Source organism: Flavivirga jejuensis (assembly GCF_030540765.1).
In the GTDB taxonomy this organism is placed as follows: domain Bacteria; phylum Bacteroidota; class Bacteroidia; order Flavobacteriales; family Flavobacteriaceae; genus Flavivirga; species Flavivirga jejuensis.
Genome location: NZ_JAUOEL010000003.1, coordinates 264,294 through 282,277, shown reverse-complemented (window position 1 = coordinate 282,277; position 17,984 = coordinate 264,294). Strand labels below are relative to the sequence as shown.

Annotated in this window: 9 protein-coding genes; 7 read left to right on the top strand and 2 right to left on the bottom strand. The window is 33.2% G+C overall.

What is annotated here, in order from left to right:
- Nucleotides 1-22 precede the first annotated feature (22 nt).
- The 4 genes from Q4Q40_RS09925 to Q4Q40_RS09910 all read left to right on the top strand — a co-directional run bounded on the left by Q4Q40_RS09925 (nt 23) and on the right by Q4Q40_RS09910 (nt 6,011).
- Complete coding sequence (locus Q4Q40_RS09925; protein WP_303301642.1) at nt 23-2,212, top strand: type II secretion system protein GspD; 2,190 nt, start codon at nt 23-25, stop codon at nt 2,210-2,212.
- Nucleotides 2,212-3,417, top strand: a complete 1,206-nt coding sequence (locus Q4Q40_RS09920; RefSeq protein WP_303301641.1) for a hypothetical protein — start codon at nt 2,212-2,214, stop codon at nt 3,415-3,417. The genes Q4Q40_RS09925 and Q4Q40_RS09920 overlap by 1 nt, the downstream gene beginning before the upstream one ends.
- Complete coding sequence (locus tag Q4Q40_RS09915) at nt 3,410-3,922, top strand: hypothetical protein (RefSeq protein ID WP_303301640.1); 513 nt, start codon at nt 3,410-3,412, stop codon at nt 3,920-3,922. The genes Q4Q40_RS09920 and Q4Q40_RS09915 overlap by 8 nt, the downstream gene beginning before the upstream one ends.
- Nucleotides 3,923-4,403: 481 nt before the next feature.
- Nucleotides 4,404-6,011: an MFS transporter gene (locus Q4Q40_RS09910; protein WP_303301639.1), complete on the top strand. Its 1,608-nt coding sequence runs from the start codon at nt 4,404-4,406 to the stop codon at nt 6,009-6,011.
- Between the two features lie 266 nt (nt 6,012-6,277).
- Here Q4Q40_RS09910 and bglX read toward each other — a convergent pair whose 3' ends face one another.
- Nucleotides 6,278-8,590: a beta-glucosidase BglX gene (bglX, locus tag Q4Q40_RS09905; RefSeq protein WP_303301638.1), complete on the bottom strand. Its 2,313-nt coding sequence runs from the start codon at nt 8,588-8,590 to the stop codon at nt 6,278-6,280.
- Nucleotides 8,591-8,998: 408 nt separating this feature from the next.
- Nucleotides 8,999-9,874: an AraC family transcriptional regulator gene (locus Q4Q40_RS09900; protein ID WP_303301637.1), complete on the bottom strand. Its 876-nt coding sequence runs from the start codon at nt 9,872-9,874 to the stop codon at nt 8,999-9,001.
- A 216-nt stretch (nt 9,875-10,090) separates the two neighbouring features.
- Here Q4Q40_RS09900 and Q4Q40_RS09895 point away from each other — a divergent pair, with 216 nt between their 5' ends.
- The 3 genes from Q4Q40_RS09895 to Q4Q40_RS09885 all read left to right on the top strand — a co-directional run bounded on the left by Q4Q40_RS09895 (nt 10,091) and on the right by Q4Q40_RS09885 (nt 17,975).
- Nucleotides 10,091-13,111 (top strand): SusC/RagA family TonB-linked outer membrane protein, encoded by a 3,021-nt coding sequence (locus tag Q4Q40_RS09895; protein WP_303301636.1) that lies wholly within the window; start codon nt 10,091-10,093, stop codon nt 13,109-13,111.
- Between the two features lie 28 nt (nt 13,112-13,139).
- The gene (locus Q4Q40_RS09890; RefSeq protein WP_303301635.1) at nt 13,140-14,558 is read left to right on the top strand and encodes a RagB/SusD family nutrient uptake outer membrane protein; all 1,419 of its coding nucleotides are present in this window, start codon (nt 13,140-13,142) and stop codon (nt 14,556-14,558) included.
- A 93-nt stretch (nt 14,559-14,651) separates the two neighbouring features.
- Complete coding sequence (locus Q4Q40_RS09885) at nt 14,652-17,975, top strand: VCBS repeat-containing protein (protein WP_303301634.1); 3,324 nt, start codon at nt 14,652-14,654, stop codon at nt 17,973-17,975.
- Nucleotides 17,976-17,984: the final 9 nt, after the last annotated feature.

Sequence of the window (17,984 nt, the reverse complement as noted above, 5' to 3'; positions counted from 1 at the left end):
GTGCCCTTTTTACGCTTTATATATGAATAAATTCGTTTGTATTTTATTACTAACCATTAGTTTTGGTTTTGCTCAAAATCAAGACTCACGTATTACAACTATAAAAAACCAATTGGAGATTTTATCGGTTGATAACTCTGGGCTTACAGAGCAAGTAAAAACAGAGATTAGTGTTAGTAATATATCCTTATCAAATTTTTTGCTAGCAGTTTCAGACGTACATAAAGTAAACCTTAATATTGCTCCAGAACTCAATCAAATTAGTATTGTTAACAATTTTACTAATGTAACAGTAGCAGATTTATTGGTGTTTTTATGTAAAGAATATGATCTTACTATAGATTTTACAGGGAATATTCTTTCTGTAAAAAGGCATATAATACCTATAGAAGCACCAAAAAAACATATTATTCCTGTTAATTATAACCCAAGTGATAATAGTCTTACTATTGATGCTAAAAATGACAAGTTATATGAGGTGTTTAAACGTATTATGGACGAGAGTGGTAAAAATTTAGTGTTTACGCCTGGTATGGAAAGTAAATCTGTTACCTCCTATATAAAACAAATGCCTTTTGATGCTGCCTTGGATAAATTGGCGCTGGCAAATCATTTATTTGTAGAGAAAACAAAAGATGATTTTTATGTTTTTGAAGATAATACGCCTGTAAATTTAAATGATCCGAATGCGAGGCGACAATCTGCTAGAAGAAAATCGAACCTGAATTTTAAAATATTAGATTTAGAAACGAAATTGTTAGAAGTTGATTTTGAGAGTACATCTATTGGGAGCGTTATTAATGATATTAGTGCAGAACTGAATATCGATATTCTTACGGCAACACCATTAGACAATGCGGGAACAATAACTTTTAAGACAAAATCTATTACGTTTGATGACTTGCTAATTAAGATGTTTGAATCTCGAAAAGACATAGGTGCTAGCAATTCAGTTAAAACCAATACGAATCCCAAGCCTAATAGAAATAATACAAGTTTGGGAACACCTGAGATATTTACTTTTAAAAAAGAAGGCGATACTTATTTTTTTGGAACCGAAAATCAATTAAGTGTTCGGTCTGTTGAGGTGATTCATTTACAACACCGCTCTGTAGAATTATTATCAGATCCTTCTGGGAATAGTGGTAGTAGTAGAACCGTAGGTAGAACCTATGGAGGGCTAAATAGCTATAATAACACCTACGGAAGTTCTTTGAATACAAATACTACGAATCAGTTTATTACAAATTCAGGGACAAGCAGGAATACTAGACAATCTGTTAATACCAGTAATAGAACAAGTTTTAGTGACACTGGAAGTAAGGCAGAAGCATTAATAAGCATTTTGCCGAATGAAATTACGCAGGACTTAGATGTTAAAATAGATTACGAACTCAATAGCTTTTATGTGATGGGAGCCGCTGCAAAAATTGAACGTTTTAAAAGATTTATTAAAAAGATTGATAAGCCCGTTCCTGTAATACTTATCGAAGTCATGCTTATCGAAGTTAGTAGGAATTCAACCATTGAAGCGGGTGTAAGCTGGGGTATTGGTGAAGAGGCAGTTGAGACACAAGGAGGGATTTTTCCTCAAACCGATTTAACACTAGGGGCAAAAACTATTAATAAAGTGCTTAACGGTTTTGATGACTTCGGACATATTAATTTAGGAAAGGTTGTGCCTAATTTTTTTGCGACTATTAAAGCCATGGAATCTAATGGCAATATAAAAATACGATCCACACCCAAATTGTCAACTTTAAATGGGCATCGTGCTAATTTTTCAAACGGACAAACCTCATACTACGCCGTAACACAACGTAATATTTATGGTACCGATAATCCGCAAACATCAGAAATCACCAATTATGAACCTATCGATGCAGAACTTGGATTAACTATTAAACCTTTAGTGTCTGGCGACGGACAAGTAACACTTGATATTTTTGTAGTACAATCTGATTTTGGATTGCGTATTGCTGATGATGCTCCACCAGATCTTAATTCTCGGGAGTTTAGCTCAATTATTAGAGTGAAAGATCAAGATATTGTTGTATTAGGAGGTTTAGAAGAGCATGTAAAAAACGATTCGGGTACAGGGGTGCCCTTTTTAGCTAGAATTCCAGTAATTAAATGGCTTTTTAGTAGCCGTAGTCGTAAGGATTCCAAATCGAAATTAACAGTGCTTATTAAACCAACTGTTATTTATTAATGTTAAAGTCAATTAAAACATATCTGGAGTACGGAAATCATTTTTGTGGCGTAGAGCATACGGTACAAAATGATCAAGATGTTATATATACAACAGTTTTAAAAAAATCTAAGAATGATATCGATATTGAAAATGTTTTAAAAGAAACATCTTTTGACTCGTTATTTGATAAATTGCCTAAAAAACAACCTGTTTTTCTAATTATTAATAACAATAATGTCTTAACAAAACAGATTAAAAGCCCGCTTAAAGAAATAGAAAAATTAGTTTATAATGCTTTTCCTAATATTAATCTAGAAGATTTTTTTTATGAAGGAATAACACAAGAGGACAATCATTTTATAGCCATCTGTAGAAAGGTTTATGTAAAGGAATTGATTTCTAAATATCAAACTAAAGAGTTTTCTATAATTAATGTGTCTTTAGGGAATTCGGTGATTACCAATAGTAGTAATTTTATAAATTCTAATACGATTTGTACTTCAAATGCAAATATTTCAATTGCGAATGGAAGTATTACAGCCATAGATAAAATAGAGACTAAAGAATTAATACATTATAATGTAAATGGGCTAGAAGTAAATAATAACCAGCTACTATCATTTTCAGGAGCATTAAATGTTGTTTTGCAAAGTTTTAGCCCCTTAACTAATTTTGATTTACTAAAACAATCACTAAAAATCGATTATCAACAATCTCGGTTTTTTACACAATTTGTAAAATTTGCATTGGTATTTATATTGACTTCTTTGCTAATCAATTTTTTTATTTTCAATCATTATTTTAATGAAGTAAATACTTTAGAACAAACCTCACAGGTTAACCAAACGACTAAAAAAAAATTGTTAGACCTTAATGAAAGTGTAAATAAATCACAAAAAATGGTTGATGATATGCTTAAAAGTAGCGCTTCTAAAAGTTCCTATTTTGCAAATATTATTATACAAGGTTTACCTAATTCTATATTATTATCCGAATTAAATTTTCAACCAGTATTAAAGCGCATAAAAAAGGGGCAATCCATAGAAGTAGATAGTAACGTTATTTTAATTTCAGGAGCATCTAATAATAGTGATATGTTTTCTGAGTGGATGGTAGATATAAACAAGCTAAATTGGGTGCGAAAAACAGAAATTTTGAGTTATGAAGACACGTCAAAGACTAGTTCTAATTTTAGTATTAAACTAGTTATTACGAATGACTAAAAAAACTAAAAACATATTATTATTGGCTGGGTTTTTATTAGTCTTGGTCTTGTGTTATCAACTATCCTTTTCAAAAACATTAGATATTAAAAAAGAGTATCATAGTTTAAAAGCACAGGAGGCTCTATTTGAAAATACACCTAAGCAAGTATCTCTTTTAAAACAAAAACAAAAATATTACGATTCATTGCTTACCAAATATCAGCTTAATGGGAGCTCTGTTCAGAATAATCTTTTAAAAACCATTAACACCTTTGCAGATAATACGAACTTAAAAGTAGTTCATTTTTTAGAACCTCACATTATTAATAAAAATGACCTAAGAATAAATACCTATCAATTTACTTTGGAAGGTGATTATAATCATATTATAAAACTCATTCATAAATTAGAGCAACAAACCAAGTTTGGTGAAATAACGAACCTTCACTTTGAAAAGAAAAAGAATTTTAGAACAGGGAGATATTATTTGCAAGCCCACATCTTATTGAAGAGTTTTGGGTGAGTTGTATTTAGCCTTAAATAAAAATGATAAAAGGATGAAGAATGGCTATAATTATGTAGGCTATCATATTAAAATTTTATCAGTTTTATAGAGGGGTTAAGGTTTAATATCTCGACCCTTGAGTCGATTCCTATTATTGAGTTCAGGGCTTACTATTAGGTTTAATAGCTTTTGTCCGTAAAAATAAAATACAAACAATACCATTCATAACTAAACCTATGGATTAGAGGTCTATAGGTCTGCTTCGTGATATACGGTGTAAAATAATCCAAAGTGCAGTTTGAACGCATGTTCGTTTCTAGAACATACCAAATATAATAGAAACAAAAGACTAGATTTAGTAAGCTAAATGAAAGAATAATATCGGATTTGATAGAAAAAGTATTTAAATTCAAACCATGAAAGCGCTAATTTAACCTACTATTAACAAACAGTTAGTGGCGTTAATTTGTCTATTTAACTTTAAAAATATATACGATCAATGGCTATAGCAAAAGATAGAGTCTCAATCAAAGAAAAAATTGGATATGCATTAGGAGATGGCGCTGCAAATATAGCCTGGAGAGGCGTGGCAACATTTTTATTTATTTTTTATACCGATGTTTTTGGACTTAACCCAGCAACAGTTGGGGTGTTATTTTTAGTTGCCCGATTTAGTGATGGTATTAGCGATATATTAATGGGTATTATAGGCGACAGAACAAAATCTAAATATGGTAAGTTTCGCCCTTGGATTTTGTGGACGGCCATTCCATTAGCTACTATTCTCTCATTACTCTTTACAAGCCCAGAACTGAGTGATTCTGGAAAAATTATGTACGCATACGTTACATATATTTTATTTACACTCATTTATACAGCTAATAATATACCATATGGGGCATTAATGGCAGTTATGACGGGGGATGATAAAGTTCGAACAAGCATAGGGTCTTATAGAATGGTTGGTGCTTTTGGTGGTGGTATGCTTGTGCAAGGCGTGTTGCTTTTTTTAGTGGCTTATTTCGGAAATATAAATCCTACTGTAAAAGTAGATAAGTTAGATGATACGACATTTAGGGTAGAGGTGTCTGCACCATCGGATGTGTCTAATGTCAATATAAAAACGGATAATGGGATCGCTTTATTTACTTGGGATAACAAGACTGTTAATGCGGAAGAAAATACACCTACACATGCAAAAAGCTTTTCTATAGAAGCAAATAAACCTTATACATTTATCGTAACAGGAGAAGCGAATATAGATGCTGGTGAAATTTCTATTATAGACCAGAAGCAAGGTTATAGTAACTCCATGTATTTGCTTTCAGTATTTTTGGTTGTTTTTATGTTTATAACATTTTACACAACAAGGGAAAGAGTTACGCCGCCTAAAAACCAAAAAAATAATTTAGGGAAAGATCTAAAAGATCTAATAACTAACAAGCCTTGGTTGGTTTTATTAGTGGTCGGGCTATTGTTTAATGTATACAACTCAATAAAACAAGGCATTGTAGTTATCTACTTTACTCATTATTTAAATAATCAATTATTAGCAGCAAGTTTTTTAGTAGGACTTATGTTAGCATCGATTGCTGGAGCAATGGTAACGGCTCCTTTAGGGAAAAAACTAGGAAAACGAAACCTGTTTATTTATGCGTTAATTTTATCTGGGTTGGTGAATGCCTTATTTGTTTTTTGCGGTCCAGAAGATGTAGGCGCTATTTTTACTATTGGTATTGTTTCAGAATTTTTAGCAGCAATTTTCCCAACATTGTTTTTTGTTATGCTAGGCGATACAGCAGACTATTCTGAGTATAAAAACGGTCGGCGTGCAACGGGACTTATATATTCAGCAGGGTCGTTTGCAACTAAGTTTGGAGGTGGTATTGCAGGAGCTATAATCGGTTTTGTTTTGGCAGGCTTTAATTATGATGGTCAAGATGTAGTTGCGATTAGCGGCGCTATTCCTGGTATTATTATGTTGATGAGTTGGATTCCTGCAATAATAGCTTTAATTGCTGCTGGTTTAATGTTTTTCTATCCATTAACACAAAAGAAATTAGACGAAGTAACGTTCGAGTTGAATGCCAGAAGAGCGTTGGAATAGTTTTTAATAGCATTTCGACTGCGTTCAATGTGACAAAACAGAACAGAACAAATTTCCTTAACTTAAATGACATTGATAGGCAGACAGGGAGGAACGACAGAAGCATCTTGTTTATCTAAAATCAAAACAGATGCTTCAACTCCGACAATTGTCGGAATGGTCTGAATGATAAATTCTTTTGTGCTTTGTATCAGTTGTTTAGGGTTGTGAAATAAGTAGAGACTTATTGTAGGGTAATTTTACTCTAAGAACTCAATTAAAAAAGTTTAAAAGAGTTCTAACTCAAAACGAGTATCTAAAGAAGTATAAGAACTTCCTCCAACAAAAATTTCGAATTCTCCAGGCTCTATAATAAAATCACCCTGGTTATTATAAAAACCTAAACTTGCTTTATTTAAAACAAAATTTACTGTTTTAGTTTCACCAGCTTGTAACTCAATTAATTCAAATTCTTTTAACTCTTTCACTGGACGTGTTGTACTGGCTACAAGATCTCTAATATAAAGTTGAACGACCTCTTTACCAGTTACTTTGCCTGTATTGGTTACATTAACAGAAATATGGACGCTTTCATTTATATCAAACGTTTTTTTGTTAAGTACTAAATTTTCATATTTAAAAGTCGTATAGCTTAAACCGTGGCCAAACGGATAAAGCGGGGTGTTTTCTACATCGCTATAATGAGACCAAAAAACTAAATTAGGGTTATTGGTATCGCTAATAGGTCTTCCAGTGTTTTTATAATTATAATATATAGGTATTTGACCTACATTTCTAGGAAAGGTCATAGGGAGTTTGCCACTTGGATTGTAATCTCCATATAATACTTGAGCTACTGCGTTTCCTGCTTGAGTACCAAGTTGCCATGTTTCAAGGATTGCAGGAATATGTTTGTCTGCCCAATTAATAGTTAAAGGTCTACCATTGTTTAATACCAGAACAATATTTTTATTTACTTTATAAACTTCTTCCAATAATTCTTGCTGAACGCCAGGTAAATCAATGTCTGTTCTGCTTCTGGCTTCCCCACTTTGAAACCCATGTTCTCCTAAAACCATAACGACGACATCGGCTTTTTTAGCAGCATCTATAGCGTCTTTAAATCCGCTTTTATCTGTATTGTTTATATTAAGTTCATTAATAAATTGAGTGCTGCCAATGGTTACATCAGTTCCTTTTTTATAAACTAAATGGTTGCCTTTATAATTTTGCATCCCTTCAAGTACAGAGACCCCAGTGCTATCTTTCGAAGCAATTCTCCAGCTTCCTAACGGACTGTTTTTTTCATTTGCTAAAGCACCAATTAAAGCAATATTTTGACCTTCTTTTTTTAGTGGCAGTAAATGATTTTCATTTTTTAGTAAAACAATAGATTTTTTTGCCATATCCAGAACGGCGTCTAAATGTTCTGGGCTGTTGATTACTTCCTTCTCTCTAATTTCGTCACAATATCTGTATGGGTCGTCAAACAATCCCAATTCAAACTTTACAGTTAAAATTCTGCTAACAGCATCATCAATAATCTCTTCATCAATACTACCATCTTTAACTAGTTGCTCCAGCTCAAATACGTAAATATGCGATTCCATATCCATGTCAGAACCCGCTAACGCAGCCATTTTAGCAGCGTCTTTATTGTCTTTTGCATAGCCCCAAACAACAAGTTCTTTTATAGAGGCCCAATCGGAAATCACAAAACCTTTAAATCCCCATTTATTTTTTAAAATATCCCTTAGAAGGTATTTGTTTCCCGTAGCAGGAACCCCATCAAGCTCATTAAATGCGTTCATTAGAGTTTTAACATTGGCATCTACGGTAGCTTTAAACGGAGGCAGGGCAATATTATGTAAGGTTGAATTTCCTATGTCTACCGTGTTGTATTCTTTTCCAGCTTCAGAGAACCCATAAGCAGCAAAATGTTTGGCGCAAGCAGCTATGGTGTTTACGGCAGATAGGTCATCTCCTTGAAAACCTCTAACCCTTGCTACTGCAATTTTGCTTCCTAAAAAAGGGTCTTCTCCAGCACCTTCCATAACACGTCCCCATCTAGGGTCTCTAGATATGTCCACCATTGGAGCAAACGTCCAGTTTATACCTGCGGCCGATGCTTCTGCAGCAGCCACTTGAGCAGATCTTTCGATGGCTTCTAGATCCCAACTGGCTGCTTCGGCTAGAGGTATTGGACTTAAAGTTTTGTAGCCGTGAATAACATCAAAACCTATTATTAATGGAATTCCTAATCTAGATTCTTCTACAGCAATTTTTTGAACAGCTCTAACAGCTTTTGTCCCTCTTACAGAAAGCATAGAACCAACAAGTCCATTTTTTAAGTGCTCATATTTTTCTTCAGCATCACCCTCATTAGGAACAGGACCAGTTACATCCCAAAACCCATTATATTGGTTCATTTGACCAATTTTTTCTTTGAGTGTCATTATTTTAATAAGCGCATCTACTTTTTCGCTAATTAGATCTTCTTTAGGATGGGGTATCGTTTTATTTGTGTGGTTATCGTCTGTGCAAGCCATAAACATTAGTGTTACTATTATATATGTAATGAGTTTAAATTTAATATTCATAATAAAAATGTTATTACATGTAAAGTTTTAATATTCAACTATTTATGATTTTTTGTGTCGTATTATAAAGGTTGTTGAATCTAATTTTGTTTGTATTTAATAATACTATTTTTTCATTTTAGTGTATAAAATAATCATTTGTTAATATGATTTGATTTATTCTTAATACCTCGTGGTATAGAGCGTTAAATTCTATGTACCTCCTTGATACATTAGATTTAATGAGTGTTTGATTATTTAAATAAAAGCTAAAATATTTTTTTTTACGAATATATATTGCAAAAATATATGTATTAGTACGTATTAAATTGTCTTATATGATCAATTGGTGATACTATTTTTTATTTAAAATAGGTGAGTATGTTTTGGGTAAACATTTAGATAAATAAATGAAAAGAAAGACAAATTTTACAAAACACGCTTAATACATGCATTAAAACCTTCTCTAAATTCACTGGGGGTAGCATTTTTTTCTTTTTTAAAAATACGATTAAAGTTTGCTATATTGTTAAATCCGCACTTAAAACTTATTTCGGCAATGCTTAAGTCTGTTTCTAAAAGTAGCTTGCTTGCTTGACTTATGCGCGTACTATTTACATAAATAACAAAGGTTTTTCCAGTTCGTTTTTTTATGAATCTGTTAAAGGAGACAGGTGTCATGTTTACTAAAGCAGATATTTCATTTAGCGATATTTTTTTGTCGAAATTATTTTGAATATAGTCGTAGACCTTTTTTATTTTTGAGCTGTTTTCAAAGCTTCTTTTTTGTGTGGTAGAATTAGATAGCATGCGTTGATTTCTTGAACTTGCTAAGTCGTATAATATAGATATAAACTCTAAATAATAATCGATACCATCTGTTTTGCTAAGGTTTATAAGCCTTGGAGCGATATCCTCAGATGTTTTTTTTGAAAACAAAATACCATGAGCAGATTTTTCAAACATATCCTTAATAGGTTTAAATATGTTTCTTGCTAATAGCTTCTCATCAAGTAAATCGTAATTTATATGTATGGTGATCTCATGAATTTTTTTGCATTGGCATTTATGTAGCTCCCATCCATGAACTAGATTTGAGCCAACAAAAACAAGCTCGATATCGTCAATTTCTTCAATACTATCTCCTGCTATTCTTCTAACACCTTTTCCGTTTTGTATAAAATTTAATTCGTATTCTGGATGAAAGTGAATAGGGAAATCAAAATCGTCTTTTACGCGATCAAACACTAAAAAGCTATCTTCAGGAGTTAGTTGCGTTATTTCTCTATGGATATTATCTAGCATCTAAATATGTGTTTTTGCGATATTGTGAAAAATATATATTATTATTTGATGAAATCATATTATATGTGTGTCAATTTTGAAGTTAAATTTGTATCACAAACTAAATGTTAACTAATCATTAAATAATATGGATTATAATTTTTGTTCACTACAAATCTACTCTATTTAATGAAATTATTAAAAAATATTTTTTAATAAATTAATTTTCAATTACTTATGAAAGAAAAACTATTTAAAAAACTACTTTTTTTAGCAGTCTTTATTTTGAGTATCTCTACGTATTCTCAAAATATCACTGGTACTATTTCTGATTCTAGTGGCCCTTTGCCTGGAGCAAATGTCATAGTGAAAGGAACTTCGAATGGAGCTGGATCAGATTTTGATGGAAAGTATAGCCTAACTAATGTGGATTCTAATGCCATATTAATTTTTAGCTATGTTGGCTACGAAAAACTTGAAATTGCTGTTGATGGAAAATCAATTATTGATGTTGTTCTTATTGAAGACACGAGTACTTTAAGTGAAGTAGTGGTAGTGGGTTATGGAAAAACATCTAGACGTCTGGTAACTGGCGCTATTTCTTCGGTAAAATCTGAAGATATTAATTTAACCCCAGTTACATCTGCAGAACAGGCTTTGCAAGGGCAGGCACCTGGTGTTACGGTGATTAACAGCGGATCTCCTGGAACAGCACCACAAGTTCAAATACGTGGTCTAGGAACCTTTGGTAACAGTCAGCCATTATACGTAATAGATGGTATTGTTTCTGGAGGGATTAATGAGATTAACCCTAATGATATAGAATCTATTGATGTGTTAAAAGACGCATCAACCGCTGCTATTTATGGATCAAGAGCATCTAATGGTGTGGTACTTATCACAACTAAAAGAGGGAAGGCAGGAATAACTAGAGTAACTTTAGATTCTTATTTGTCTTCTCAAAGTGTTCCAAAAAAATTAGATTTACTTAATTCAGATCAGCTTAGACAATTTACGCAGGAAACGTTCGGTTTGCCTAATAGATATACGGTAGACGAAGCGTCAACAACACTCAACACAGATTGGCAAGACGAAGTATTTCAGACTGCTTTTACTCATAATACGAACGTAGGCGTTTCAGGAGGAAATGATACGGCTATATTTAATATATCCGCAGGTTTTATTGATCAAGAAGGCATTATTATTAATACCGGTTTTAACAGATCGTCTTTAAGAGCAAATAGTGAATTTAAGATTGGAGATAAATTTAAAATAGGAGAAACTCTGGCTATTGCAGATTCTGAAATGAAAAACGAAGAAGAAAATGGGGATAGAACATTAGTAGAACATATGATTAAATCATTGCCTTACACGCCTGTTTATGATTCAGATAAACTAGGTGGTTTTGGAGGGCCAGATGGTTCAGATGGTGGATCGGATGCGGAAAACCCTGTTAGACTCCAAACGATAAGTAATAATACAACCGATATTGCTAAAATATTAGGGTCGCTTTATGCTTCTTACGAGTTTATTAACGGTTTAGAGTATAAGTTTCAATATGGTTTTGAAAGAACATCAGCATCAACAAACATTCATCGTCCTACTTTTAATGAGGGAATAAATAAACGTGAGGCTGCACAACTTGATCAAAGTGCTAATATTTTTAGTTCAGACAGTTACACAAGCTCATTAGCCTACTCAACTATCTTTAATGATGTTCATAATTTGGATTTATTACTAGTTGCTGAAAAGTTTGAAACAACCGCTCGAAACAATCGTACTCAAGCTTCAAACCCTTTAAGTGATGCGGTGCCTGTAATTCAAGGTTCAGAAGGGATAACAGCAACCAACCAGCTTTTTGAATATGGTTTAATTTCTTATGTAGGAAGAGTTAATTACAATTATGATAGCAAATATTTGCTGTCAGCATCAATTCGTCGAGATGGATCTTCTCGTTTTGGAGACAATAACAGATGGGGAACATTCCCAGCAGTTTCTTTAGGATGGGTATTAAGTGAAGAGGATTTCTTAAAAGATTCAAATGCAATTAGTAGTATGAAGCTTAGAGGATCTTGGGGTACAACTGGTAACGATGGATCTACAGATTATGTTTATGAATCGGGATTAGTAGCTACATATGGTTATATTGCATTAAATAGAAATACAGGAGCTTCTAATTTTGGTACTGCAAACCCAGATTTAAAATGGGAAGAAGCAACCATGACTAATATCGGTTTAGATATGGCTCTTTTTAACAATACACTTACGTTATCTTTCGAATATTATAATAATGATGTTGAAGATGTTATTGTGCCAATTCCTAATGTGCCTTCCGAAGGTTTAGGTGCTGGTTTCACCCAACGTAATGGAGCTTCAACAAATACTAAAGGGTTTGAGTTTAATGTTGGTTATAATTATAACAAAGGAGAAGATTTTAGTTGGTCTGCTAACTTAAACCTTGGTACTTCTAAAAATGAAGCTACAGATTTGGGAGACCTGTCATTTATACAAAGTTCTACTTTTGAAGGTCAAACCCTATCCAGAATAACCGAAGGTGAAACATTATTTTACTTTTATGGACTTCAAACAGATGGCTTATTTCAACAAGGTGACGATACCAGTGCACAACCAAATGCAGTACCAGGTGATATTCGTTTTGTAGATCAAAATAATGATGGGGTTGTTGATGGTAATGATGAAGTGAAAATAGGGAACCCTTTTCCAGAACTTACATATGGTTTAAATCTATCGGCTAATTATAAAAACTTTGATGCTACGTTATTCTTTAGTGGTGTAAGTGGAAACGAAATATATAATACAAATTTATTTGATCTTGAAGGGATGGATCGTTTCTTTAATGCAGGAACAGCTGTGTTAAATAGATGGACTCCTACTAATACAAATGCAACAGTGCCAGGGTTTACAGAAGCAGCAAGAGCAGATAAACGTAATGTGGGACGTTCAGATCGATATATAGAAGACGGATCTTATGCTAAACTTAGAAACTTAACTATTGGATATAGTTTACCAGAGTCTGCATTAACATCAATTGCAAATGGTGCTTTTTCTAAATTTAGAATATATGCTACAGGACAAAACCTATTTACAATAACAGACTATTCTGGTTACGATCCAGAAATTGGAGGAAGTTCTACGGTAACTCCCGGACAACAATCAGCAGCTGCAGGAATAGGTATTGATAGAGGGGTATACCCACAGCCAAGATCATTTATTGTTGGGGTTCAATTGGCATTTTAATGTATATTAATTTATAATATAAAAAAACATGAAAAAAATTAAAATATTTTTTACTGGGATCGCAGTAGTTTTTGTAATTCTAATTTCCTGCGATGAATCGGGATTAGAATTAAATAATCCTAACCAAATGTCTCAAGCAACATTTTTTAAGTCAAGTTTGCAATTGGAAGCGGCGGCTACTGCGTGTTATACGTATCTTCAAGAAACGGGGAATTATGCGAGATATCAATTCTATATTAACGATAATATTGGAGGTGAAAATTATGCAGTAGGTAATTTAGAAGCAGATAAAGTACAGATGATTAACCGAAGTGTTGATGAAGCAAATGAAGGTAATATGAGATATTGGATACATAACTATCAAGGTATAGGACGTTGTAATTTTGTTATTACTAATGAAGAAAATTTCGAGAATATACCTGCTGATGAAGCCGCAGAAAGGTTAGGAGAAGTACGGTTTTTAAGAGCTCTTTTTTATTTTAATTTGGTTACTAAATATGGCGACATCCCATTGGTGCTAGATATAGAGAGTTTGAAATCGGGTAGGGCTAAATCGCCAGTATCAGAAGTTTACAGCACTATTGTTGCAGATTTGAGGTTTGCAACAGACAACTTACCTGTAAAAGGAGAAGAAGAGGTTGGCAGACCAACAACAGGGGCTGCTTGGGCATTGTTAGGAAAAGTGTTATTGCAAAACGGTGATGCAGCTGGTGCAAAAGAAGCTTTAGCAAATGTAACAGGCTATAGTTTGGTGTCTGATTATAGAGATAACGCTACCGTAGAAGGAGAACATAACGATGAATCTATATTTGAAGTACACTTTGATGAGGCTACAGGATTAAGTGACTCATGGGATCAGACAGGAAGGGGAAACGCGGAAACAACGTTTAGAGCTCAAGAGTATTCGGGATGGTGGAATGTAAAACCAAGCCAAGCACTTTTAGATGAATTCGAAGATGGAGACATGCGTTATGCATATACTTTTTATTCAATTGATGCTAGTGATAATGGCACCATGACTAATACATTTAATAATGGGGAAAGCACATTTGTTGCAGGGGATTTTGGACCAGATGATAATCCAGGATGGAGAAAGTATCAAAATTTAGATAATAGAGCTGCTGAGACACAAGCTAGTGGTATCAATGCAAGGGTTATTCGTTATGCAGATGTATTGTTAATGAGGGCAGAGGCAGAAATACGTTCTCCAGGCGGATCAGAAGCTGTCGCTTTAGGCTTCATTAATGAAGTTCGATCAAGACCATCGGTTGCTATGCCTGATGTTACAGTATCAGGTACTGCTGCGATCTTAGAGGCTATAAAACATGAGCGATGGGTGGAATTAGCAGGTGAGCAATCAAGGTATTTAGATCTTCAACGATTTGGTGATCTTGATTATCTGCTACCAATACCAAACGTAGAATTACAGGTTAATACCAATTTGTAAATAAAATAAGTTAGTTTTTTTTTATTAGTTAATCCTGTATACTTGTTGTACAGGATTTTCTACATTTGTTTATCCCCAAAAATTAGTTTCATTATGAAATTATTTAAGAGTTTTTTGCTTCTCGTTTTTATTATTTCTTGTTCAAAAAATATTGAGAAAAAACAGTTTACATTATTAAGTCCAAAAGCGTCAGGAATAAATTTTGAAAATGCTTTAACAGAATCAGACAGTCTAAATTATTTTAACTACCCATACATTTATATGGGAGGCGGTATTGCTGTTGGCGATTTTAATAATGACAATTTGCAAGACCTGTATTTTACAGGTAATATGGTTAATAATAGGCTTTACCTTAATAAAGGCGCTTTAGCTTTCGAAGATATTACAGAAAAAGCCAATGCGGGCTTATCGCATAACGATTGGTTTTTAGGAGTAACTACGGTAGACATTAATAATGATGGCTGGTTAGATATTTACTTAAGTGTATCTGGTAAAAAAGAAGCGTGTCCAAATAAATTACTGATAAATCAAGGATTAAATAAAGAAGGACATATAACGTTTAAAGAGGAGGCAGCAACCTATGGTATTGCAGATAAGGGGCATAGTACACAAAGCACCTTTTTTGATTATGATAATGATGGAGACTTAGATCTGTATGTTGCTAATTACCCCATTACGCCTTTTAAAACAACACCAGATACTTTTAGGCAACTTATAAGGCATGCGTCTTCAAGACATTCAAATCATCTATATAAAAATGATGGTAATGGCGTATTTACAGATGTTACAAAAGAGGCAGGTGTGCTGTCGTATAGTTTGTCTTTAAGTGCCAGTGTAAGCGATCTAAATAATGATGGTTATAAGGATATTTATGTAAGTAACGATTTTGCCAGTGCCGATTTTTGTTATATAAATAATGGAGACGGTACATTTAGAAATACGATCGAACAATCTGTAAAGCATACCGCTTTATATGGTATGGGTGCCGATATTGCCGATTTTAATAACGATGGTTTTTTAGATGTTTTTCAAGCAGATATGGATGCTTCTACAAACAAACGATCTAAAGCAAACATGGCAAGTATGAATGTTCAAATGTTTTGGGATACCTACAATTCTGGATTATATTATCAATATATGCACAATTGTTTACAACTAAACACAGGTGTTTTAGGTTTAGATAATACACCGCAATTTAATAATATTTCCAGGATCTCAAATACCTCTAGTACCGATTGGAGTTGGGGACCCATTTTTGCAGATCTAGATAATGATGGATGGAAAGATCTATACGTGTCTAATGGGACAAGACGAGAAATAAATAATACCGATTTTTTTAATGCTATTAAAAAAACTAGAAACCCTTTTGGGGAAAGGAAAAAGAATGATGGTCTTCAAAATTCATTAAAAATGCCATCAGAAAAAACAGATAACTTTGTTTTTAGAAATTCTAAAGATCTAACATTCGAAAAAATAAATGCCGAGTGGGGATTGGAGTTTAAAGGATTTTCCAATGGTGTTGCATATGCAGATTTGGATAATGATGGCGACCTTGAGATCATATTAAATAACATTGATGATAAAGCCGTTATCTTTGAGAATAATAATAGTGAGAATAACAATTATATCACCGTTCAATTTAATGGAAGCGAATTAAACCCTAGGGGGGTAGGTACAAAATGTACCATTATTTCAAATAATAAAAAACAGTTTCAAGAATTAAGTTTAGAGCATGGTTATATCTCTTCCATGGCATCGTTACTTCACTTCGGACTAGGAAAAGAAACTATAATAGACACCTTAAATGTGGAGTGGCAAGATGGTAAAACACAAACTTTAACAAATGTTTCAGTTAATAAAACATTAGTATTAAGCTATGCGGACGCGACATTAAATAAAATTGAAAAAAAGTTAAAAAAGGAACAGCCTTTTAATTCCAAAGATAATGTGTTAGATACTCTGTTTGTGCACATTGAAAACGGATATAATGATTACGATAAAGAAATACTATTACCTCATAAAATGTCCACTTTCGGTCCTTATGTATCAGTTGGTGATCTAAATAAAGATGGATTGGAAGACTTTTATGTAAGTGGTGCTTCAAACCAAAAAGGCGGATTATTCTATCAAAATAAGAATGGCTTGTTTGATAAAAAAGAATTTATGTTAGATAATGAGGCGATTCATGAAGATATGGGGTCTTTAATGTTTGACGCTGATAATGATGGGGATTTAGATTTATATGTTGTGAGTGGCGGTAATGAATTTGAGCCCGACTCCAAATTACTTCAAGACAGACTATATGAAAATGATGGTTCTGGGAATTTATCATTATCTAAAAACACACTCCCAGAAATGATTACTAGTGGGGCTCGGGTTTATAATTTTGATTATGATAAAGATGGCGACCAAGATCTGCTTATCTGTGGTCGATTGGTTCCAGGGAATTATCCTTCACCTGCAAAAACACATATTTTAGAAAATGTTAGCACGTCTAGGCATATTAAGTTTGTAGATGCTACAGATGCTTTAATCCCAACGTTTAATAAATTAGGACTAACCACTTCAGTAAGCATTGAAGATATAGATAAAGATGGGTGGTTAGATATCGTAGCTGTTGGAGAATGGATGCCTATACGTGTTTTTAAAAATAATCAAGGCAAAAGCTTTAGTGAGATCTCAGACAGTTTAGGGCTAACAAATACAACAGGATGGTGGTTTAGCATTGCTAGTGGTGATTTTGATAAGGATGGTGACATTGATTTTGTAGCAGGAAACCTGGGGCTTAATTATAAGTATAAATCATTTGAGGATGAGACTTTCGATATTTACTTTAATGATTTTGATGGTAATAATAAAAAAGATATTGTTTTAAGTTATTATAACGAAGGCGAAAAATATCCAGTTAGAGGACGTTCCTGTTCTTCTTCTCAAGTAAGGGAAATTAAAGAAAAATTTAAAACTTACAATGAATTTGCAGAAGCCACATTAGTTGATGTGTATGGAGAGGAAGAATTAGAGGCTTCTTTGCACTATCAAGTAAATACATTTGCGACCTCGTATATAGAAAATAAACAAGGAACTTTTGTTTTACACGCATTACCTAATGCTGTGCAATTATCTAATAGCAATCAAATATTAGTAAAAGACTTTAATGATGACGGAAATTTAGATCTGGTAGTTGCAGGTAATTTATATGGCTCTGAGATTGAAACCCCTAGAAACGATGCGGGAACGGGTGTGTTTCTAACAGGAAACGGACAAGGTGTATTTACGCCTCATTCTATTTGTGAAAGTGGATTTTATATACCTAAAGATGTTAAAGATTTAGCTATGATAAAAGTGGGTAAGAAGCAAATGATTATCGCTTCAAATAATAATGACCCCCTTAAATTTATAGAAGTTAAATCCAAATAAAGTTGCAAA